Source organism: Flavobacterium sp., from assembly GCF_046153165.1.
Lineage (GTDB): Bacteria > Bacteroidota > Bacteroidia > Flavobacteriales > Flavobacteriaceae > Flavobacterium.
This window is the reverse complement of the sequence record NZ_JBJXEN010000015.1, coordinates 35,182-58,140: the sequence shown is the minus strand read 5'-3', so window position 1 is coordinate 58,140 and position 22,959 is coordinate 35,182. Positions and strand designations below refer to the sequence as shown.

General features: G+C 32.4%; 22 protein-coding genes. 20 read left to right on the top strand and 2 right to left on the bottom strand.

Annotated elements, in window-relative coordinates; all coding sequences use genetic code 11:
- Positions 1 to 2,689, bottom strand: a 2,689-nt coding sequence (locus ACKVOV_RS02525) for an MG2 domain-containing protein (protein ID WP_409205203.1), incomplete at its 3' end; no start/stop codon positions are given.
- 334 nt (positions 2,690 to 3,023) lie between these two features.
- Here ACKVOV_RS02525 and ACKVOV_RS02520 point away from each other — a divergent pair.
- From ACKVOV_RS02520 to ACKVOV_RS02450, 15 genes are all read left to right on the top strand, one after another.
- Entirely contained in the window at positions 3,024 to 3,389 is a 366-nt protein-coding gene (locus tag ACKVOV_RS02520) for an NADH-quinone oxidoreductase subunit A (RefSeq protein ID WP_394758997.1), read from the top strand.
- 45 nt (positions 3,390 to 3,434) lie between these two features.
- Positions 3,435 to 3,980, top strand: a complete 546-nt coding sequence (locus ACKVOV_RS02515) for an NADH-quinone oxidoreductase subunit B (protein WP_011964321.1) — start codon at positions 3,435 to 3,437, stop codon at positions 3,978 to 3,980.
- Between the two features lie 4 nt (positions 3,981 to 3,984).
- Positions 3,985 to 4,506, top strand: coding sequence for an NADH-quinone oxidoreductase subunit C (locus tag ACKVOV_RS02510; RefSeq protein WP_409205202.1), 522 nt, complete (start codon positions 3,985 to 3,987; stop codon positions 4,504 to 4,506).
- A gap of 24 nt (positions 4,507 to 4,530) precedes the next feature.
- A complete protein-coding gene (locus tag ACKVOV_RS02505; protein WP_409205201.1) occupies positions 4,531 to 5,769 on the top strand; it encodes an NADH-quinone oxidoreductase subunit D in 1,239 nt (412 codons plus the stop codon).
- Positions 5,770 to 5,774: 5 nt separating this feature from the next.
- Positions 5,775 to 6,305 (top strand): complex I 24 kDa subunit family protein, encoded by a 531-nt coding sequence (locus ACKVOV_RS02500; RefSeq protein ID WP_409205200.1) that lies wholly within the window; start codon positions 5,775 to 5,777, stop codon positions 6,303 to 6,305.
- A 1-nt stretch (position 6,306) separates the two neighbouring features.
- Positions 6,307 to 7,674, top strand: a complete 1,368-nt coding sequence (gene nuoF, locus ACKVOV_RS02495) for an NADH-quinone oxidoreductase subunit NuoF (protein ID WP_409205199.1) — start codon at positions 6,307 to 6,309, stop codon at positions 7,672 to 7,674.
- An 11-nt stretch (positions 7,675 to 7,685) separates the two neighbouring features.
- Entirely contained in the window at positions 7,686 to 8,264 is a 579-nt protein-coding gene (locus ACKVOV_RS02490) for a hypothetical protein (RefSeq protein WP_409205198.1), read from the top strand.
- A 65-nt stretch (positions 8,265 to 8,329) separates the two neighbouring features.
- The gene (locus ACKVOV_RS02485) at positions 8,330 to 9,385 is read left to right on the top strand and encodes a 2Fe-2S iron-sulfur cluster-binding protein (protein WP_409205197.1); all 1,056 of its coding nucleotides are present in this window, start codon (positions 8,330 to 8,332) and stop codon (positions 9,383 to 9,385) included.
- Positions 9,378 to 10,409, top strand: a complete 1,032-nt coding sequence (nuoH, locus tag ACKVOV_RS02480; RefSeq protein WP_409205196.1) for an NADH-quinone oxidoreductase subunit NuoH — start codon at positions 9,378 to 9,380, stop codon at positions 10,407 to 10,409. The genes ACKVOV_RS02485 and nuoH overlap by 8 nt, the downstream gene beginning before the upstream one ends.
- An 8-nt stretch (positions 10,410 to 10,417) precedes the next feature.
- On the top strand, positions 10,418 to 10,969 hold the full coding sequence (locus tag ACKVOV_RS02475) for a NuoI/complex I 23 kDa subunit family protein (protein ID WP_409205195.1): 552 nt from the start codon (positions 10,418 to 10,420) through the stop codon (positions 10,967 to 10,969).
- Positions 10,969 to 11,481 carry an NADH-quinone oxidoreductase subunit J gene (locus tag ACKVOV_RS02470; RefSeq protein WP_409205194.1) on the top strand — a complete coding sequence of 171 codons (513 nt, stop codon included), beginning with the start codon at positions 10,969 to 10,971 and terminating at the stop codon, positions 11,479 to 11,481. The genes ACKVOV_RS02475 and ACKVOV_RS02470 overlap by 1 nt, the downstream gene beginning before the upstream one ends.
- Position 11,482: 1 nt before the next feature.
- Entirely contained in the window at positions 11,483 to 11,803 is a 321-nt protein-coding gene (gene nuoK / locus ACKVOV_RS02465) for an NADH-quinone oxidoreductase subunit NuoK (protein ID WP_394759891.1), read from the top strand.
- Positions 11,804 to 11,809: 6 nt separating this feature from the next.
- Complete coding sequence (nuoL, locus tag ACKVOV_RS02460; RefSeq protein WP_409205193.1) at positions 11,810 to 13,699, top strand: NADH-quinone oxidoreductase subunit L; 1,890 nt, start codon at positions 11,810 to 11,812, stop codon at positions 13,697 to 13,699.
- 12 nt (positions 13,700 to 13,711) lie between these two features.
- Entirely contained in the window at positions 13,712 to 15,151 is a 1,440-nt protein-coding gene (locus ACKVOV_RS02455; protein WP_409205192.1) for a NuoM family protein, read from the top strand.
- Positions 15,152 to 15,205: 54 nt separating this feature from the next.
- Positions 15,206 to 16,576 (top strand): NADH-quinone oxidoreductase subunit N, encoded by a 1,371-nt coding sequence (locus ACKVOV_RS02450; protein WP_409205191.1) that lies wholly within the window; start codon positions 15,206 to 15,208, stop codon positions 16,574 to 16,576.
- Positions 16,577 to 16,628: 52 nt separating this feature from the next.
- Here ACKVOV_RS02450 and ACKVOV_RS02445 read toward each other — a convergent pair whose 3' ends face one another.
- Positions 16,629 to 17,888: an NAD(P)/FAD-dependent oxidoreductase gene (locus ACKVOV_RS02445; protein ID WP_409205190.1), complete on the bottom strand. Its 1,260-nt coding sequence runs from the start codon at positions 17,886 to 17,888 to the stop codon at positions 16,629 to 16,631.
- Between the two features lie 98 nt (positions 17,889 to 17,986).
- Between ACKVOV_RS02445 and hutH the strand changes: the two genes are divergently transcribed.
- From hutH to ACKVOV_RS02420, 5 genes are read left to right on the top strand one after another with little or no spacing between them, the layout of a single operon-like run.
- The gene (gene hutH, locus ACKVOV_RS02440) at positions 17,987 to 19,507 is read left to right on the top strand and encodes a histidine ammonia-lyase (RefSeq protein WP_409205189.1); all 1,521 of its coding nucleotides are present in this window, start codon (positions 17,987 to 17,989) and stop codon (positions 19,505 to 19,507) included.
- A gap of 39 nt (positions 19,508 to 19,546) precedes the next feature.
- Positions 19,547 to 20,656, top strand: coding sequence for a WG repeat-containing protein (locus tag ACKVOV_RS02435; RefSeq protein WP_409205188.1), 1,110 nt, complete (start codon positions 19,547 to 19,549; stop codon positions 20,654 to 20,656).
- Between the two features lie 11 nt (positions 20,657 to 20,667).
- On the top strand, positions 20,668 to 21,399 hold the full coding sequence (gene fabG / locus ACKVOV_RS02430; protein ID WP_409205187.1) for a 3-oxoacyl-ACP reductase FabG: 732 nt from the start codon (positions 20,668 to 20,670) through the stop codon (positions 21,397 to 21,399).
- 16 nt (positions 21,400 to 21,415) lie between these two features.
- Positions 21,416 to 22,651, top strand: coding sequence for a beta-ketoacyl-[acyl-carrier-protein] synthase family protein (locus ACKVOV_RS02425; RefSeq protein WP_409205186.1), 1,236 nt, complete (start codon positions 21,416 to 21,418; stop codon positions 22,649 to 22,651).
- Positions 22,644 to 22,895, top strand: a complete 252-nt coding sequence (locus tag ACKVOV_RS02420; protein ID WP_409205185.1) for an acyl carrier protein — start codon at positions 22,644 to 22,646, stop codon at positions 22,893 to 22,895. Before ACKVOV_RS02425 ends, ACKVOV_RS02420 begins: the two co-directional genes overlap by 8 nt.
- Positions 22,896 to 22,959 lie beyond the last annotated feature (64 nt).

Sequence of the window (22,959 nt, the reverse complement as noted above, 5' to 3'; positions counted from 1 at the left end):
TTGTTAATTCAGGCAATTTTAATCCTACATACGTTTTGTAAGGAGAATAGGTTGTTGCCATCACATCTGTACTAAAATCGCCACCTTCCTCATACACTTTGGTCATAAAAGCAGCTCGTAACATTCCGGGTGCTTGACCTTGTAGTTTAGGATCGATAGTGACTGATGCTCTTCCGTTTGCATCTACTTTTCCTGAAAAAACATTAATTTCTTCGGTATTAAATTGACGAACTTCATCATCAAAATCATATTTCTCATAACCTTTGAAACTAGTAACATCTTGTGAAAATTTGGCTTGCATTTCTACCTTTAAATCTTTTGCCACAGCACCATGAAGCCAATTGACTTGCAAATTACTGGTGTTTGGATAAGAAGAAGAAAGTACTGCGTTTTTGAAAACATTTTTAATTTTTAAACGATTGGGTTTGATGGTTTCAATTTTAATGTTTTTATAAAATTTTGCACCACCTACGCTAACCATCGCTTCCCAACTTCCTGTTGGCGCATCGGCATCGGTAGGAACTATAAAACTATAATGATTGAGTTCGTTCGATTTCTGAATCGTTTGATACGTTGTTTTTCCGTTAGGATCAGAAAGTCTGAATTTTATTGGATGCGCATTTGGAATTTTATTCGCGGCATCATTAAAAATAAAGGACAAGTACAAATTATCACCAGGACGCCAAACGCCACGTTCTCCATATATAAAACCTTTCAAGCCTTTTTGCAAAGCTTCTCCAGCGACATCGAAATTACTAACCGAAAGTGAATTTCCGTCATCTAGTTTTACATAAGTAGATTGGTCTCCAAGAGTAACGATGGCAAAATAAGCGAATTTATCCAATTCAAATTTTGCAATTCCTTCGCTATTTGTGGCTTCGGTGGCTAGTTTTTGCTGCTGAAAATTGTATAATTCAACTCTTGCATTCGAAACTGGTTCAGTAGTCACAATATTATTTACAGCAAATAAATAGGACTTGTTTTCGCCACGTTTTGCAATTACTCCTAAATCGGAAGCTAAAATATTGGTTCCTATTGTTGTATTATAAAAGTAAGATTGCGAACAAGCATCTTCGCTTTCTCGCCAATCATAATCTTCATAATAATAGTCATCATAGCTGTTTCCGCTATAATTCACATCGTTTTCATCAGTTTCTTCCTCTTCAGTAGCTTCTTCTTCGTCAGTTGAACCATCACATTTGTAAAGAGAGTATTTCTTTTTGAATGAAAATTCGACACGATATATTGCACCTGGTTCGGGTGTGATAATTTTTGATAAATCGAGTGCAAAAGTGTTCCATTCTGCAAAATTCACCAATTTGTTTTCCTTCAGATTTATGGTGCTTTTAGCAATTGGTTGTGCTACTTTTTTTAGATTTTGCGCGCCATTTAAATCATTATATTGCAAAAACTGAAGAATGTTGTTTTTATATATTTTATACACTTTAACATCGACAGCACTTAAGTTTACGGCTTCAAAGTTTAGTTTTAAATTGTTAGAACTTGGCAGAATAGTTCCGTTTTTAGTGAACTTTACATTTGGTTTTATTTGGTCGAACGAAACGGTTGTTGAGAAATTTTGTTTCATTTTATAACCATTCTCACTTTCAATTCCTTGAAAAACTTCTACTAAAACATTCCCAGATAGTATTTGTTCTGGAGTTGTCGTTTCTTCGATTGGTTCTACATATTCGACAGCTTCGTCAACTGCAACTGCAGCCGAATCGACAGCAACAGCAGCAGAATCTACCGCTTCAACAATTGCTTCCGTAACAACTGGTTTTATTGGTGCTTTTTCGACTTCGTTGTTGAAAAACACCTTCAATAAATTGCCTTGTGTGCTAAATTTTAAATTTTTTGTATTTTGAATAGATACCAATCCTTTAAAATCTTGTCCTTTTTGTAAAGCATCAGAAAAATTGATTAACAAGGTTTGATTGTCACCTTCTGGAATAGAAACATTGACCACTTTGAAGTTGTCTTTTCCAATAATAGTATAGTCAATTTTGCCTTTTTGATCTATGTCAAAATCATTTCCATCGTATAAAATCTCGAGATTACTATCGTTGTCTGAGCGTTGAATACTATCAATAATAAATTTGAATTCAGTAGATGTACTTGTAGATTTGATGAATTTTACAGCGACATTTTTTCCACTTTGTTCAGCAGTTACTAATTTTTGAGCAGTTTCAAAATCAATATTATCGGCTGTTTTTAGTGTACAGTTTAGGTATTGATAATCTTTGCTATATGATTGAATATCTTGTGTGGTGACAAGAAAATCTTGTTTTAGCGTTTTTACAGTAAAATTGAAATCTGCTAATTCTTTTTTGACAGTCGTTAAGATTTTGTCGACTTTCAACGTGACTTGATATTCTGTATCTGGATCTAGTTTTTTTTCAGGAATAAAAGCAATAGTGTTGCTAGATAACGCCACTACTTTTCCATTTATGCTTGGAGAAATATCAAATAAATCATTGTCTAAAACCTGATCTTTAACCCAATCTTTTTTATCAAAAGCAAGTACAACTCGAATGTCGGATTGCGCCGAGACAATACCTCCAGTAAAGTTTGAAATTATACCCTTAAATAATGAAAAATCTGAATTAAAATCGGCGGCTGATTTTCTGCCACAAGCTTGAAAAATAAGAACTGCAATAAACAAATAAACAAAATTTTTCGTTTTCATTTGGATTAAAAAATTAAGAGTAAATAGATGGTTAAAATTTCATTAAAACTATATCAAAATTAGTACCATTTTTGTTAATTTTTTAGACTATATTGTATTTATTTTAAAGATTTTCTTAAATAAATCTAATTGTTTGGATTTTGAGTTTTTTATTGATTTTAATTCATTCTTTTTCTTCAAAATCAAATAAAAATTTAATGTTTAACACGTTGTTATTTAGAAACAATAAAAATAACTAGATAATATGATTTTTTTTAGTTGAAATTGCCATTTTTGGTTGCGATTTAATTCCAGCCATGTATCTTTGTAAATGATAAAAACTAATTTGTAAACAATGCAATCAAATCAATTAGATTATTTACCAATATTTATGCAAATGGGACTTGCTGTCGGATTTGTGGTATTAACTATAATTGGATCAAGTTTTTTAGGTCCAAAAAGATCATCTGTAAATAAAGATAAAAACTTTGAAAGTGGTATCGAATCTATTGGAAACGCTCGTATTCCTTTTTCTGTAAAATATTTTTTGGTTGCTATTTTATTTGTGCTTTTTGATGTTGAGGTGATATTTTTATATCCTTGGGCAATCAATTTTCAAGAATTAGGAATGGAAGGCATGGTTAAGATGGTAATTTTTATGTCATTATTGTTGGTAGGTTTTTTCTATATTATTAAAAAGAAAGCCCTTGAGTGGGATTAATTTTATTTTAAATGATTTATCATTTATAATTCAAAATAATAAAAAATGAGTTCAAATATAAATATTGTAGAAGCTCCAGAAGGAGTAACTGGTGAAGGTTTTTTTGCAACAAAATTAAATGATGTTGTAGGATTAGCTCGTGCCAATTCTATGTGGCCATTGCCTTTTGCAACTTCTTGTTGCGGAATCGAGTTTATGGCTACTATGGCTTCTCATTACGATTTAGCGCGTTTTGGTTCAGAAAGAGTAAGTTTCTCTCCTCGCCAAGCAGACATGCTAATGGTTATGGGAACCATTTCAAAAAAAATGGCGCCTATTTTACGTCAAGTTTACGAACAAATGGCAGAACCTCGTTGGGTAATCGCAGTTGGAGCTTGTGCATCTTCGGGAGGAATTTTCGATACCTATTCTGTTTTACAAGGAATAGACAAAGTAATCCCAGTAGATGTTTATGTGCCAGGTTGTCCACCAAGACCAGAACAAATTGTAGATGGCGTAATGCGTTTACAAGAATTGGTTAAGTCTGAATCTGTTCGTCGTCGTAGCTCGCCAGAATATCAAGAACTATTAGCATCTTATAACATTAAATAAGAACATGGCTTTAGAAAACACCCAAATTCAAGATAAATTAACAGCAACTTTCGGAGAGAGCGTCATGCATTTTCGTCAAGAAAAAGACATTTTTACTTTCGAAGTAGCATCTGATAAAATGACTTCAGTGATTTTATTTTTGAAGAATGAAGAATCTTTAAATTTTCACTTTTTAACCGATTTGTGCGGCATTCATTATCCAGATAACGATGTAAACGAGCAGTTTGCTGTAGTATATCATTTGCACAATTGGATTGAAAATAAAAGAATCAGAATCAAAAGTTTTATCAATGGAGAAATACCTGAAATAAAAACAATTTCAAATATTTTCTTGTGTGCCAATTGGATGGAACGTGAAACCTATGATTTCTACGGAATCAATTTCATAGGTCATCCACAATTAAAAAGAATCTTGAATATGGACGAAATGGTATCTTTTCCGATGAGAAAAGAATTTCCAATGGAAGATTCAGGAAGAACAGACAAAGACGACAGATTTTTTGGTAGAACACCATCAAATTCATAAAAATAAATAATTCAACATTATAAAATGTCAGAACTATTATTACCACCAGAGCATCGCTATGCTAAAATAATTAAAGAGAAACTAAATGAAGACGGAAGTGAACTTTCGATCTTGAATTTAGGACCTACTCACCCAGCCACTCACGGTATTTTTCAAAATATCTTGTTGATGGATGGTGAACGTATAGTTGATGCCGAACCAACCATTGGTTATATTCATCGTGCGTTCGAAAAAATTGCCGAAAATCGTCCTTTTTACCAAATCACTCCGTTGACAGACAGAATGAACTATTGTTCTTCGCCTATCAATAATATGGCTTGGTGGATGACATTAGAAAAATTATTAGATATTGAAGTGCCTAAGCGCGCACAATATTTAAGAGTTATTGTAATGGAATTAGCGCGTATAACGGATCACATTATATGTAATTCGATTTTAGGTGTCGATACTGGAGCCTATACCGGGTTTTTATACGTATTCCAATTTAGAGAGAAAATTTACGAAATCTACGAAGAAATTTGTGGTGCTCGTTTAACAACAAATATGGGAAGAATTGGCGGTTTCGAAAGAGATTGGTCACCAAAAGCTTTCGAATTATTAAACACTTTCTTAGAAGAATTTCCTGCTTGTTGGAAAGAATTTGAAAATCTTTTTGAAAGAAATAGAATTTTTATTGACAGAACGGTAAATGTAGGACCTATTACTGCCGAACAAGCTATGGCTTACGGTTTTACAGGTCCAAATTTACGTGCTGCGGGTATCGATTATGATGTTCGTGTTGCTGAACCTTATTCTTCTTACGAAGATTTTGAGTTTATAATTCCTGTAGGAAAATCAGGTGATACGTATGACCGTTTTTGTGTTCGTAATGCCGAAGTTTGGGAAAGTTTAAGCATCATTCGTCAAGCATTAGCTAAAATGCCAGAAGGAAATGTGTACCATGCAGAAGTTCCAGATTATTACCTTCCTCCAAAAGAAGATGTGTATAACAATATGGAATCATTAATTTATCACTTCAAAATTGTAATGGGAGAAGTTCCTGTTCCAGTAGCTGAAATTTATCACGCTGTAGAAGGAGGAAACGGAGAATTAGGTTTTTATTTAACTACCGATGGAAGTCGTACACCGTACAGATTGCATTTCCGTCGTCCTTGTTTTATATACTATCAAGCATATCCAGAAATGATTAAAGGAGCATTATTATCGGATGCTATCGTAATATTATCAAGCCTTAATGTAATTGCGGGCGAATTAGACGCTTAATAATTATGGAAAAAACACAGATCAAACAAAATATCAATATCACGGAAGCTTTGATGACGCGTATCAATGAATTGTGCAGTCATTATCCAGAAGATAAAAGAAAATCGGCATTATTGCCTGTTTTGCATGAAGTGCAAGATGCTCATGACAATTGGTTGAGTATTGAATTGCAAGACAAAGTAGCTGAAATTTTGTATATCAAACCTATTGAAGTGTATGAGGTAGTTACATTTTATACAATGTTTAACCAAAGACCTATAGGTAAATACATGTTCGAATTTTGTCATACTTCACCTTGTTGTTTGAACGGAACCGAAAATTTAATGGATTACACATGTGATAAATTAGGTGTAAAAGTGGGAGAGCCAACTACTGATGGACTATTTGAAGTTCGTGGTGTAGAATGCCTTGGAGCCTGTGGTTATGCTCCAATGATGCAACTAGGTGATTTTTACCAAGAACACCTAACGGAAGCAAAAATAGATCAGTTAATTGCAGATTGTAAAGACAATAAAATAATATTACACGATAAATAAGATGTCAAAAAAAATATTATTAGACAAAATAAACGTTCCAGGAATTAGAACTTACGAAGTATACCGCAAAGAAGGCGGTTATGCATCGGTAGAAAAAGCACTAAAAACGTTAACACCAGACGAAGTAGTCGAAGAGGTAAAAACTTCTGGAATTCGTGGTCGTGGAGGAGCAGGTTTTCCAGCAGGAATGAAATGGAGTTTTATCGATAAAAAATCGGGAAAACCACGTCATTTGGTTTGTAATGCTGATGAGTCAGAGCCAGGAACATTCAAAGACCGATATTTGATGGAATTTATTCCTCATTTATTAATCGAAGGAATGATTACTTCTAGTTATGCTTTAGGTGCAAACCTATCTTACATTTATATTCGTGGAGAATATATGTGGGTTTACAAAATTTTAGAAAGAGCCATCGCCGAAGCAAAAGCTGCTGGTTGGTTGGGTAAAAATATATTAGGAACTGGTTACGATTTGGATTTATATGTTCAAATTGGTGGTGGTGCCTATATTTGTGGTGAAGAAACCGCATTAATCGAATCGTTGGAAGGGAAAAGAGGAAATCCTCGTATCAAACCACCATTTCCTGCAGTTTCTGGACTTTGGGGAAATCCAACGGTTGTAAACAATGTAGAAACAATTTCCGCAGTGCCATGGATTGTAAATAATTCAGGTGCAGCTTATGCCGAAATAGGAATAGGTCGTTCTACAGGAACCAAATTAATTTCAGCATCAGGAAATATCAAAAATCCAGGAGTTTACGAAATAGAAATGGGGTTAAGCGTTTACGAATTCATGAATTCGGATGAATATTTAGGCGGAATGAGTTCAGACAGACCTCTAAAAGCATTAGTGCCTGGAGGAAGTTCAGTACCTGTTTTACCAGTACATTTAATATACAAAACAGCCAATAACGAAGATAGATTAATGTCTTACGAATCTTTATCAGACGGAGGTTTTGCTACAGGATCTATGTTAGGTTCAGGCGGATTTATTGTATATGATGATACGGCATGTATTGTTCGTAATACATGGAATTTCTCTCGTTTTTACCATCATGAGTCTTGCGGTCAATGTACACCTTGTCGCGAAGGAACAGGCTGGATGGAAAAAATATTACATAGGATAGAAAACGGTCACGGTCGTGAAGAAGATATCGATTTACTATTGAGTATTCAAAGTAAAATTGAAGGAAACACGATTTGTCCTTTAGGTGATGCAGCAGCTTGGCCAGTAGCCGCAGCGATTCGTCATTTTAGAGACGAGTTTGAATACCATGTTCGTTTTCCAGAAAAAATAAAAAATAGAGACCATTTTGTGAATGAGCCATTTGAGAAAGTGAAGCATTTGATAGGAAAAGTAATAGTGTAATTCAAAGAATCATGAAAAAAATTATTTTAATTATTTTAATCTTTTTTTCTAAAAATATTTATAGCCAAAATTTTAATGGATATGTGGTGACAAGTTCAAATGATACAATCAATTGTAAGTTTTTTGTTGAAACAAACCTTTTTGATAATACAATATTTAAAGCAGTTTCTGTTAGAAGCAAAGTAAAAATACTAAATAATAAAAATGAAAAAATTGTTTTTAAACCAAAAGATTTAGCTTCTTTTTTAATTAAAAACACAAAATCGGGAGATTTTAAATTTGTAAGTTTTGAGCAAGATAATTATAGTTATTTTTATCACGAAGTTATAAAAGGAAAATTATCGTATTTTAAATTGTATCAAGAAGATAAATATAGCGGAGGTCCAAATTCTGGATTTCATGAGTTTGTTTTGAAAGATAATATTTTGTTAAAATTTGGAGTTTTTGATACAAGAAAAACATTAGGTGAACAAATTAAGGATTTTCCAGAATTATATCAAAAATGGATGGATTCAAATAATTATTATAAATTATATCAAATTAAAGAGGTAATCAAATTATATAATGATTATTTCTTAAATAAAAAGTAGGCGATTAAAAGTTATATGTTTAAAGGTTGATATTTACAAACTTTAAATTCCCAAACAAAGATAGAATGAAAGTAACAATAGACGGACAAAGTATAGAAGTAGAACCAGGAACAACAATCCTGCAAGCTGCGCGTATGATTGGTGGAGAATTAGTGCCGCCAGCCATGTGTTATTATTCAAAACTAAAAGGTAGTGGCGGTAAATGTCGTTGTTGTTTAGTTGATGTAACTAAAGGTAGCGAAGCAGATCCAAGACCAATGCCTAAATTGATGGCATCTTGTGTAACGGGTTGTCAAGACGGAATGGAAATAGCGAGTAAAGCTTCTCCAAGAGTACAAGAAGCAAGAAAATCGGTAACAGAATTTTTGTTGATTAACCATCCGTTAGATTGTCCAGTTTGTGATCAAGCTGGAGAATGTGATTTGCAGAATTTAAGCTTCGAACACGGAAATCCAAAATCTCGTTTTATTGAAGAAAAAAGAACTTTTGAGCCAGAAGATATTGGTCCAAATATTCAATTACACATGAATCGTTGTATTTTATGTCAAAGATGTGTTCAAGTAGCAGATCAGTTGACAGACAATAGAGTGCATGGTGTTATGGATCGTGGTGATCATGCTAATATCTCAACGTGTATTTCAAAAGCGATTGATAATGAATTTTCTGGAAATATGATCGATGTTTGTCCTGTTGGGGCTTTGACCGATAAAACTTTCCGATTCAAATCGAGAGTTTGGTTCAATAAACCTTACAATGCACACAGAGAATGTACAACTCCAGGATGTTGCGGAAAAACAACTGTTTGGATGTTTGGTGGAGAAATTCAACGAGTAACAGGTCGTAAAGACGAATATCATGAAGTAGAAGAGTTCATCTGTAACGGATGTCGTTTTGATCATAAAGATGTTAATGATTGGACTATTGAAGGGCCTCGTGAATTCGAGAAAGATTCGGTAATTAATCAAAATAATTATACTCAGAAATTAGAAAAAGTTGAAATTGCTACTGAAAAATTAATATTAGAAGGCAGAGAAGAAGATCATAAAAAAATCAGTATGTCTGAGATTGATTACAACGAAAAAATTGATGGCAACCTTATAGATTCAAAGAAAAATGGATAGTGCATTTATAATAGAAAAAAGTGTTGTGATTGTTGCAGTTTTTGCTTTAACAATGCTTATGGCGATGTATTCTACTTGGGCAGAACGTAAAGTTGCGGCATTTCTTCAAGATAGGGTTGGACCAAATCGTGCCGGTTGGGGCGGATTATTACAACCACTTGCTGACGGATTAAAATTATTTTCGAAAGAAGAATTTGAACCTAATACACCTAATAAATTTTTATTCGTTGTAGGGCCAGCTATTGCTATGAGTACTGCTTTAATGACTAGTGCTGTAATTCCTTGGGGTGATAAATTACACCTTTTTGGAAGAGATATTTTATTACAAGCTACCGATATTGACAATGCATTATTATACATATTTGCAGTAGTTTCTGTTGGGGTTTATGGTATCATGATTGGTGGTTGGGCATCAAATAATAAGTTTTCTTTAATGGGAGCGGTTCGTGCAGCATCACAAATGGTTTCTTATGAAGTTGCCATGGGATTATCTATGATTGCTTTATTAATGATGACTGGAACATTAAGTTTGAAAGAAATATCGGCACAACAATCAGGTATGAATTGGAATGTATTTTATCAACCAGTTTCTTTCTTGATATTTTTAATTTGTGCTTTTGCAGAAACAAACAGAACGCCTTTCGACTTAGCAGAATGTGAATCGGAATTAATTGGCGGTTATCATACCGAATATTCATCAATGAAAATGGGATTTTACTTGTTTGCTGAATATGCAAATATGTTTATCTCATCAGCTATTTTAGCTATTTTATTCTTTGGAGGATACAATTATCCAGGAATGCAATGGATGGTGGAAAACGTTGGAGTAAATACCGCCAATATTTTAGGTTTCTTAGCTTTATTTATCAAAATTTGTGGATTTATTTTCTTCTATATGTGGGTTCGTTGGACAATTCCACGTTTTAGATACGATCAATTAATGCATTTGGGTTGGAAGATTTTAATCCCATTAGCAATTCTAAATATAATGGTTACAGGTGTTTGCCTTTTACTGTTTAAATAAAAGATTTTATGTCAACGACTATACAAAATATATCATTATCAGGTAGAAAAAAACAAGTTTCCAATAAGGAAATGACTTTTTTAGAAAACCTATATCTTGTGGCGATTGTAAAAGGATTACTTATTACAATTAAACACTTTTTTAGAAAAAAAGTAACTATTCATTATCCTGAACAAGTACGTGAGATGAGTCCAGTTTATCGTGGACAACATATGTTGAAACGTGATGAACAAGGTCGTGAAAATTGTACTGCTTGTGGTTTATGCGCACTTTCTTGTCCTGCAGAAGCGATTACAATGAAGGCTGCTGAGAGAAAACCTTCTGAAAAACACTTATACCGTGAAGAAAAATACGCAGAAATATATGAAATCAACATGTTACGTTGTATTTTCTGTGGTTTGTGTGAAGAAGCTTGTCCGAAAGACGCAATTTACCTAACGACTTCAAAAGTTTTAGTTCCTTCTAATTACGAAAGAGAAGATTTTATCTTCGGAAAAGACAAACTGGTTATGCCTTTAGATATCGCAATGCAAAATGCACAACTTAAAAACGCTAACTAATGAGTACATTATTAATTATTTTCTACTTTTTGTCAGCCATTACATTGGCGACTGCATTTTTAACTATCATTAGTAAAAACCCTATTCATAGTGCTATTTATTTGGTAATTTGCTTCTTTAGCGTAGCAGGTCATTATTTATTATTTAACGCACAATTTTTAGCGATTGTTCATATTATAGTTTATTCTGGAGCGATAATGGTTTTATTTTTATTTACGATTATGTTGATGAATTTAAACAAAGAAGACGAACCTCATAAAAAAATAGCAACAAAACTGGCAGCAGTTGTTTCTTTTGGATTGGTTTGTTTTGTGATGTTAGCCGTTTTCATTAAAGCAATGCCAAAAATGGAAACGTATAGAACTTCTGGTCAAGATTTTCAATCGATAAAAGTTTTAGGTAAAGTGTTACTTAATGAGTATATGGTTCCTTTCGAATTTGCTTCTGTATTATTGTTAGTAGCAATGATGGGTGTAGTGTTATTGTCTAAAAAAGAAAAATCAATTCAATAAAATGAATAATATATTAGTAGAAATAGGAATTGAAAATTACATTTATTTGTGTGTAATTTTGTTCTGTATCGGAATTTTTGGTGTTTTGTTTAGAAGAAATGCCATCATTATGTTTATGTCTATCGAAATTATGTTAAATGCGGTTAATTTACTTTTTGTAGCGTTTTCAACTTTTCATCAAGATGCACAAGGACAAGTTTTTGTATTCTTCTCGATGGCTGTTGCTGCTGCCGAAGTTGCCGTAGGATTAGCAATATTAGTGTCAATATTTAGAAACTTAAGTTCTATTGATATTGATAATTTAAAAAATTTAAAAGGATAAATACTAATGGAAAAAAATTTAGCTTTAGTATTATTATTAGCGCCACTTTGTGGATTCTTATTTAATGTTTTTCTTGGGAAAAAAGCAGGAAAAACCATTGTAGGAGCTATAGGAACATTATCGATTCTGATATCATTTTTCGCAACTACATACTTCTTTGCACTTATTCAATCGAATGTAAAACCAATTCAAATTGATTTGTTTCAATGGATTTCTTTAGAGAAATTCAATGTTAACCTTTCATTTTTATTAGATCAATTGTCTATTCTTTGGTTGTTATTTGTTACAGGAATTGGAACATTAATTCATTTATATTCTATTTCTTATATGCATGATGATGAGAATATGCATAAGTTTTTTGCGTATCTGAATCTATTCGTATTTTTCATGATTACATTGGTAATAGGAAGTAACTTATTAGTCATGTTCATTGGTTGGGAAGGTGTTGGTTTGTGTTCTTATTTATTAATTGGTTTTTGGTACAAAAATCAAGAATATAATGATGCGGCAAAAAAAGCTTTCATCATGAACAGAATTGGTGATTTAGGTCTGTTGATTGGAATTTTTATTTTAGGATATTTATTTAACACTCTTGATTATATTCAATTAAAAGTATATTTGACAAACATCAATTTTAGCACTAATACGATGCCATTTTTATTGGGATTGGCTGCTTTATGTTTGTTTATTGGTGCTTGTGGAAAATCAGCTCAAATCCCATTATATACTTGGTTGCCAGATGCGATGGCTGGACCAACTCCAGTTTCGGCATTAATTCACGCTGCGACAATGGTAACGGCTGGGATATTTATGGTAACCAGAATGAATTTCTTATTCGATTTAGCACCGTATGTTCAAGATATAATGGCAATTGTTGGAGCAATTACTGCAATTGTAGCTGCTTCGATAGGATTGGTTCAAAATGACATTAAAAAAGTATTGGCTTATTCTACCGTTTCACAATTGGGTTTAATGTTTTTAGCATTGGGGCTTGGTGCTTATGAAGTGGCTGTTTTCCATGTTATTACGCATGCTTTCTTCAAAGCTTGTTTGTTCTTAGGTTCGGGTTCGGTAATTCATGCTTTGCACGGAGAACAAGATATGCGCAAAATGGGCGGTTTAAAAAAATACATGCCAATTACATTTTGGACGATGATGATTTCGACATTAGCCATTGCAGGAATTTTTCCTTTTGCAGGTTTCTGGTCTAAAGATGAGATTTTAATGACGGCTTTCCATGGAAATATGATTCTTTGGATTATTGGTTCGATTGCATCAATCATGACGGCATTTTATATGTTTAGATTAATGTATTTGACATTCTTTAAAGAATTTAGAGGAACGGATGCGCAAAAACATCATTTACACGAAAGTCCTAGTTTAATTACCATTCCATTAATAATTTTAGCGTTTTTAGCAGCTATTGGAGGACTAATTAATTTGCCAGGAAATAGTTGGTTAAATCATTATTTAGCACCATTATTTGGTAAAGTTGGAATTGAAGAACATCATTTAGACGGAACTGCTTATATGTTGATGGCAGTTGCTACTGTTGGTGCTTTAGTCGGAATTGGATTTGCTTATTTTAAATATATTAAAAACAGCGAAGTCCCTTCAGAAGATTCTGAAATTGCAGGTGTTACTAAAGTTTTATACAACAAATATTATGTTGATGAAATTTATGATGCAGTTATCGTAAATCCATTATATAAAGTATCCCATTTCTTCAGAAAATATATTGAAACTGCAGTTTCTGGATTTGTTTTCGGTTTAGGGAAAATAACGAACGAAATTGGAAATCAAGGAAAATTAATTCAAAATGGAAGCATAGGATTGTATCTTTTTGCTTTTGTATTAGGGATTTCTTCAATTTTAATTTATTTATTTTTAGTTTAATAATTACACACAATGAACGTATCATTTATACTTATATTTTTATTATTCGGTGCTGTGGCAACTTATTTTGCTGGAGATAAATTTGCTAAAACGGTGGCTTTATTTTTCAGTTTAGCGTCAATTGTTGGATCAATATTTATATTAAATCAATACAATCACGGACTCAGTTCTGATTTTAAAGCCAATTGGATTTCAAATCCTAACTTATACATTGCTTTAAAAGTTGATGGATTGTCCTTAGCAATGTTGCTTTTAACGACAGTTTTAACATCAATAATTATCTTTTCTTCTTTTGGTAATCAATATAAAAACAATAGAAATTTCTATGCCTTAGTATTGTTTATGTCATTTGCAATGGTAGGAACATTTCTAAGTGCCGATGCTTTCTTGTATTATATTTTCTGGGAGTTGTCATTAATACCAATTTATTTTATAGCTCTTGTTTGGGGTAATGGAGATGCTGAAGAACGCAAAAAAGCAGTAATCAAATTTTTCATTTATACATTAGCAGGATCATTATTCATGTTAGTTGCTTTTATGTATTTGTTCCAAAAAGCAGGAAGTTTAATGATTGGAGATTTGTATGCTGTACATTTAACCGATCAAGAACAATTTTGGATATTCTTAGCCTTATTTTTGGCTTATGCTATCAAAATCCCAATTATCCCTTTTCATACTTGGCAAGCAAATGTGTATCAAAAATCACCAACTGTTGGTACGATGTTGCTTTCAGGAATTATGCTAAAAATGGGATTGTATAGTGTTATTCGCTGGCAATTACCAATAGCGCCTTTTGCTGCAAAAATGTATATGCCAATTCTTATTGGATTAAGTGTAGCAGGAGTAGTATATGGCTCGATTGTGGCTTTGCAACAAAGAAATATTAAAAAATTATTGGCTTATTCATCTCTTGCTCACGTTGGTTTAATCGCTGCTGGAGCTTACACATTAACTTTAGATGGTTTGCGTGGTGCAGTTTTGCAAATGATTGCTCACGGATTTGTAGTTGTTGGACTTTTCTTTGCTGCCGAAGTAATAGAAAGACGTTTCAATACACAAGAAATATCTGAAATGGGCGGTATTAGAATTCAAGATAATAAGTTTGCTTCGATGTTTATGATTATCATGTTGGCTTCGGTTGCATTGCCTGGAACTTTTAATTTTGTTGGAGAATTTACTTTGTTATACAGTTTATATAGTGCTAATATTTGGTTTGCAATTATTGCAGGAACAACGATTATATTAGGTGCAGTTTATATGCTAAAAATGTTCCAACATGTTATGTTGGGAGAGGCTAATGCAAAAGTATTTAAAACAATAACTGTAAATGAAATGATAGTTTTTGTGGTTATAATTGTTGTTTTGTTGTTTTTTGGATTATTTTCAAAACCTATTACAGATTTAGTTACACCTGCTTTACAAGAAATTGTTTTTAAAATTAATAGAGTTTAAAAATTTAAGGAATTAGGATTTAAATCCCTCTCAATATAAAAAGAAATATAAAGAATGAATACTCTTATATACATATCAGGATTAGGAATTGTAAGTTTACTTGCAGAAATTTTTAATGCAAGAAAAGTGATTGTGCCTGTAACAATTATTGGGCTTTTAGCTATTTTAGGATTTAATATTTCCGAATATAACCATCTAGGTTCTTATTTTAATAACATGATGGTTGTCGATAAATTTTCGGTAGCATTTTCAAGTTTATTTATTATAATTACTCTTTTTTTAGTAGCACTTAGTCATGAATTCTATAAGGATCAGATAACTAAAATTTCTGATTATGTTGGGATAAAAATATTTTTATTAGCAGGAGCAGTGGCAATGGTGTCATTTGGAAATTTATCTATGTTCTTTTTAGGAATAGAAGTTTTATCTATTTCGTTATATGTACTTGCGGCAAGTAATAGATTAAATCTAAAAAGTAATGAAGCTGGAATGAAATATTTCCTAATGGGTTCATTTGCTTCAGGGATTATACTTTTTGGAATCTGTTTAATATACGGGGCAACAGGAAGTTTTAATTTGAATTCGATATCACAAATAATACATACTACAAATTACCCACAATGGTATTTTATAGGAATTATATTTTTGTTAATAGGGATGTTGTTTAAAATAGCAACTGTTCCCTTTCATTTCTGGGCGCCAGATGTCTATGAAGGTGCGCCAGCGCTAACTACTGCAACTATGAGTAGTTTAGCTAAAGTGGTTGCTATGGCAACATTATATAAGTTAATAATGTCTCTTTTACCAATTCAAACATATTCTTTCCAACTCATTATTGTTTGTGTAGCAATAGGATCAATGGTTTTAGGAAATATTATGGCGTTGCGTCAAAATAATGTTAAACGTATGTTTGCCTTTTCTGGTATATCACATGCTGGTTTTATGGTTTCAACACTTTTATTAGCAAATAATGCTGCAAGTACCTTATTGTATTATGCTTCGGCTTATTCAGTTGCGGGAATTGCTTTTTTTGCAGTTGTAATGTATGTTACTAAAGATAAAGAAAACGAAACTATTGATAGCTTCAATGGTTTTGGGAAATCAAATCCATTATTAGCTGGAATATTAACGGCTTCCTTATTATCTATGGCTGGGATTCCTATTTTGTCAGGTTTCTTTGCAAAATTCTTTTTATTGAATCAATTGGTAAATACTGGTTGGATTGTTTTAGTTATAGTAGCAATCATTAGTTCTATAATTAGTGTGGGTTACTATTTTAAAATAATTCTTGCTATGTACGCAAAAGATAATGAAGAAATTTTACCTAAAGTTCCTGTAATGTACCAAATTGTTGCTATACTAGCTATGATTTTAAATATTACTTTGGGATTGTTTCCTAATATAGTTTTGAATTTGTTGGGGTAAATTTACAAGAAAAGAGATTAGATTTATTTTTATATATAAAAAAACCTTAGTGTTAACTAAGGTTTTTTTCTGCTAATTCTTTTTCGCTATTTATTATGTAAGCCATATTCTTAATTAAATTATCGTGTTTTTTTACAAACGGATTGGTTTCATCCCAAACGTAACCAGCTAAAACAGCACAAATTTTACGCTTCACATCTGGATTTTCTGGTTGATGGAAAAATAAAGTTTGTAAATTACCAGTATACCATTCTTTTACATAAGTAGTAAAAACGCTAATTCCACGACGCATATATCCTGTAAATTCAGTTTCCCAATCTACAGTAATTCCTTGTGATTCTTTAATAAATAATTTAGCGGCAAGCATTCCAGATTCAGTAGCAAAAGCTACGCCTGAAGAAAAAACAGGGTCTAAAAATTCAGAACTGTTTCCAGTTAATGCAAAACCATCTCCATACATACTTTTTACAGAACGAGAGTAATTTTCTAACTTAATAGGTTCGAAAGCAAACTCAACATTTCCAAATCGTTTGATGTAGTAATCTGACATATTAATGGCATTATTTAAAGCTTCAATTTTATCATTGTCTTTAGATAGAGAATTGATAAAATTTGTTGGGCCAACTACACCTAAACTTGTATTTCCATTAGAAAAAGGAATAACCCATAACCAAACTTCTGTTTCTAAAATATCAAAAGATATTAAAGTTCCTTCTTCTCCTTCAGGTCTATTTACATCTACTACATGTGTAAAAATTGCAGAGTGGGGGTCTAATTTCGATGGTGTGTCTAAGTCGAGAAGTCTCGGCAAAACTCTTCCATATCCACTAGAGTCTATAATAAACTTGGCGTGAATCTCTTTGAAAATTCCCTCTTTATCTTTTACAACAGTGATAGAATTTTTTCCTTCAAAATCAACTGATATTACTTCGCTTTCAAATTCTAAATCTATTCCTTTGCGTATAACTTCTTGAGCCATAGTGTTGTCAAAATCAGCTCTTGGTACTTGCCAAGTCCAATCCCAACCCTCACCATATTTATCACTAAAATCAAACACACAAATTTCATTTGCACGAATAAAACGTGCGCCTAATTTTTTTTCAAAATTCATTGCGTCTAGAGATTCGAACAATCCTGCTTCTGCAAAATGATCCATAACGCGAGGTATTAAGCTCTCTCCAACGACTATTCTAGGGAATTTTGTCTTCTCTACAACTTTTACTTTAATGTTGTTATTATGTAGATGTGATGCCGAAACACATCCTGACGGACCAGCGCCAATTACCAAAACATCGACAAACTCCTTTAACATATTTAAAATATTACTGATTATTACACTATATTTGCAGCTTCAAAGTTAACAACATTAATTTCAATAAAAAATTAATTTAGTAAAATAAAAAGGGTTAAATGAATACGATTAATGAGTTTTTAAGTTTAAAAGAATTTGAGGCAATAATTTTTGACAATAATAAAGTTGAGATAAGCGATGTTGTTTTAGATAGGGTAAATAAAAGTTTTGAATTTCTTAAAGAATTTTCAGAAAATAAAGTGATTTATGGAGTAAATACAGGTTTTGGCCCTATGGCACAATACCGTATAAAAGATGAAGATAGACTTCAATTACAGTATAATTTGATTAGAAGTCACTCGTCTGGAACTGGAAAACCTTTGAATCCACTTTGTGTAAAAGCCGCAATTTTAGCAAGATTAAATACACTGTCTTTAGGAAATTCTGGAGTTCATCCATCATTAATTCATTTGATGAAGGAATTAATAAATAAAGATATTACACCTCTAATTTTTGAGCACGGTGGTGTTGGTGCTAGTGGAGATTTAGTGCAATTAGCACATTTAGCATTAGTACTTATTGGAGAAGGAGAGGTTTTTTATAAAGGAGAAAGAAGGCCAACGCCAGAAGTTTTTGAATTAGAAAACTTAAAGCCTATTCAGGTCGAAATCAGAGAAGGTTTGGCGTTAATGAACGGAACTTCTGTAATGACAGGAATTGGTGTTGTAAATGTTCATAATGCTAATAAATTGTTAGATTGGTCGCTTAAGTTTTCTTGTGCAATAAACGAAATTGTACAAGCTTATGATGATCATTTTTCGGCAGAATTAAATAATACAAAACGTCATAAAGGGCAGCGTGAAGTAGCCCAAAGAATGAGAGAGAACTTATCTGACAGTACATTAATTAGAAAAAGAGAAGACCATTTATATACTGGAGAAAATACCGAAGATGTATTTAAAGAAAAAGTACAAGAATATTATTCTTTGCGTTGTGTGCCACAAATTTTAGGGCCAGTTTTAGAAACTATAAATAATGTAGCATCAATTTTAGAAGATGAATTTAATTCTGCAAATGACAATCCAATTATCGATGTAAAAAATCAACATGTTTATCATGGAGGTAATTTTCATGGAGATTATATTTCACTTGAGATGGATAAACTAAAAGTTGTTATTACAAAGCTAACAATGCTTGCAGAACGACAATTAAATTATTTATTAAATTCTAAGATAAATGAAATTCTTCCTCCATTTGTAAATCTTGGAACCTTAGGTTTTAATTTTGGGATGCAAGGAGTTCAATTTACAGCAACATCAACAACTGCCGAAAATCAAATGCTCTCTAATCCAATGTATATCCATAGTATTCCTAATAACAATGACAATCAGGATATTGTAAGTATGGGAACAAATGCTGCTGTTATTACATCAAAAGTTATTGAAAATTCATTTGAAGTTTTAGCAATCGAATTAATTACAATCGTACAGGCTATAGATTATTTAGAACAAAAAGATGCTATTTCATCTGTAACTAGAAAAATATACAATGATGTTCGCAAAATAATCCCAACGTTTACCCAAGATCAAGTAATGTATCCTTTTGTACAAAACGTAAAAGACTATTTGATAAATAATTAATACATTAGTATTTAAGTTTCACTCAAAATTATATAAATTATGAAAAAAGTAATATTTTTTTTGGTTTTAATGATGCAGTTTGCGAATGCTCAAGAGTTGTCATTAGTAAGGAAAGAGGGTAAGTTTGGTTATATTTCTAAAACAGGAGAGTTTGCCATTCAGCCAAAATTTAAAGTAGCTAAAAATTTCTCAGAAGGATTGGCTGCTGCCGAGGATAATAAAAAATGGGGTTTCATAAACACAAAAGGAGAATGGGTTATTCCGGCTACTTTTGATGACGCTAAATACTTTAATAATGGGTATTGTGTAGTTGCCAAAGACAAAAAATGGTTTTATATAAATAAAAAAGGAGAAGAACAAAAATCTCCAACTTCGGATAAAGTATATGATTTTGAAGATGGTGTTGCATTCATAAAACAAGGGGATAAAACAGGATTAATTAATGCAAAAATGCTAGTAATCCTAGAACCAAAATATGATGTTATAAAATCTTTTCAAAACGGATTTGCCAGAGTAAGAAATAATGACCGTTGGGGAATTATAGACAAAACAGGAAAAGTTGTTGTCGAAATAATATATGACGAAATAGGTGATTATTACAAAAACACTACTTGGGCAAAAAATGGAACTTCATTCGGATTAGTAATTGCAGGAAAGTTTAAAGCGATTGAAGGTGTTGACAAAATTTGGGATTTCTTAGCGCAAGACATAACCTACGCTAAGAAAAACGAAAAAATAGGATTTATAGATTTAAAAGGAAATTGGATTATCGAACCTAAATTTGACAAAGCAAGGGCGTTTGTGAAAAATTTAGCACCAGTTCAAATTGGTAAAAAATGGGGTTATGTCAATACAAAGGGAGCTTTTGTCGTAGAACCAGTGTATAATGATGCTGAAATTTTTAGCACAGACGGTTTTGCGCCTGTAAAAGACAAAGAATGGGGTTTTATTAATGAAACTGGAAAATTAGTTGTTCCTTGCGAATACGGTATTACAGCAGGTCTTTTCGCGATGTTTAAGGACGATGAAAAAGGATTTGTAAACGGATTAGCAAGAGTAATTAGCAAAAAGAAATATGGCTTTATTAAGCCAGACGGGAAAGTATTAGGAGATCAATGGTTTGATAGTGCAGAACCTTTTAAAAAATAAAACAATTTAGTATGAAATGTGCTTTAGTAACAGGAGGTTCAAGAGGAATTGGGAATGAAATTTGCAAAAAATTAGCTGCGGATTCTGATTATCATATTCTTATAAATTATCAATCGAATAAGGTTGCTGCCGAAAAAACTTTGGAAGAAGTAAAACAATTAGGCGCAACAGGTGAAATAATTCAATTTGATGTTGCTGATTTTGAAGAAGTAAAAAATGTATTGACACAATGGCAAGATGCAAATCCAAATGCTATTGTTGAAGCGATTGTGAATAATGCAGGAATTGCAAAAGATGGATTATTCATGTGGATGACTCCTGAAGATTGGACAAGTGTTGTAAATACAAGTTTGAATGGGTTTTTTAATGTAACTAATTTTTTTATTCAAAAAATGTTGCGTAACAAATACGGACGAATAGTAAATATGGTATCTGTTTCAGGTGTAAAAGGAACTCCAGGACAAACTAATTATTCTGCAGCAAAAGGAGCGGTTGTTGCTGCTACAAAAGCATTGGCACAAGAAGTAGCAAAGAGAAATATTACTGTAAATGCTGTAGCTCCAGGATTTATAAGAACAGATATGACAAGTGATCTCGACGAAAAAGAACTTATAAAAATGGTGCCAGCAAACCGTTTCGGAGAAGCGGAAGAAGTAGCAGATTTAGTAAGTTTTCTAGTATCAAGAAAATCAAGTTATATAACAGGAGAAGTTATTAATATTAATGGTGGAATTTATTCTTAAATAAATAATATAAATAATGAATAAAAGAGTTGTCATTACCGGAATGGGAATTTACTCCTGCATAGGAACTTCATTAGACGAGGTAAAAAATTCATTATATGAAGGTAAATCAGGAATTGTTATCGATCCAGAACGTGAAGAATTTGGTTTTCAATCTTCATTAACAGGAATGGTTCCCAAACCAGAATTAAAAAATTTACTTTCTCGAAGACAGAGAATAAGTCTTGGAGAAGAAACAGAATATGCCTATATGGCAACTATTGAAGCGTTAAAAAATGCTAATATAGACGATGCTTTTTTTGATAACAATGAAGTAGGAATTATGTACGGAAACGATAGTGTTTCTAAAGCAATAATTGAAGCTACCGATGTGATTCGTGAAAAAAAAGACACTTCACTCATAGGTTCTGGGGCGATTTTTAAATCGATGAATTCGACCGTAACAATGAACCTTTCTACCATCTTCAAATTAAGAGGAATAAACTTAACTATTAGTGCAGCTTGTGCAAGTGGATCACATTCAATAGGATTGGCTTATTTTTTAATAAAAAGTGGTTTTCAAGACATGATAATTTGTGGAGGAGCACAAGAAATAAACAAATATGCGATGAGCAGTTTTGATGGTTTGGGTGTTTTTTCTCCAAGACAAGACGAACCAACCAAGGCATCAAGACCTTTCGACGCTTCTCGTGACGGATTAGTGCCAAGTGGTGGAGGTGCAACTTTAATTTTAGAAAGTTACGAATCGGCAATAAAACGAGGAGCAAATATTATTGCAGAAGTAATAGGTTATGGGTTTTCATCAAACGGAGGACACATTTCCACACCAAATGTCGAAGGACCAGCCACTGCCATGCAAAGAGCGCTAGATGAAGCCAATGTAAAAGCTAGCGAGATAGACTATATCAATGCACACGCAACATCAACGCCAGTTGGAGATGGAAACGAAGCCAAAGCAATATTGGAAGTTTTTGGTGAAAGTAATCCTTATGTAAGTTCAACAAAATCGATGACAGGTCACGAATGTTGGATGGCAGGAGCAAGCGAAGTCATTTATTCTATACTCATGATGCAAAACGATTTTATTGCACCAAACATCAATTTAGAGAATCCAGATGATGATGCAGTAAAATTAAATTTAGTTAAAACAACGTTAAATAAAAAAATTGATATATTTTTGTCGAATTCTTTCGGTTTCGGAGGAACAAATTCTGCATTAGTTATAAAAAAGTTTAAAAAGGGTGATGAATAAAGAAGAAATAGTAAAGAAAATAAATGATTTTTTGGTCGATGAGTTCGAAGTAGATCAAGATGATATTCAACCAGAAGCTAATCTAAAAGATACTTTAGGGTTAGATAGTTTAGATTATGTAGATTTGGTAGTCTCTGTCGAATCTAATTTTGGTGTAAAACTAGTTGAAGTAGATTTTGTAGGTATAGCTTCTTTTCAAAGTTTTTATGATTTAATAGAAAACAAAATTAAGCTTAAAGTATAATTTAAATTTCTTAGACAGTTAGACTTCTTAGATACTTAGATTTTCACATCTAAATAATCTAAGA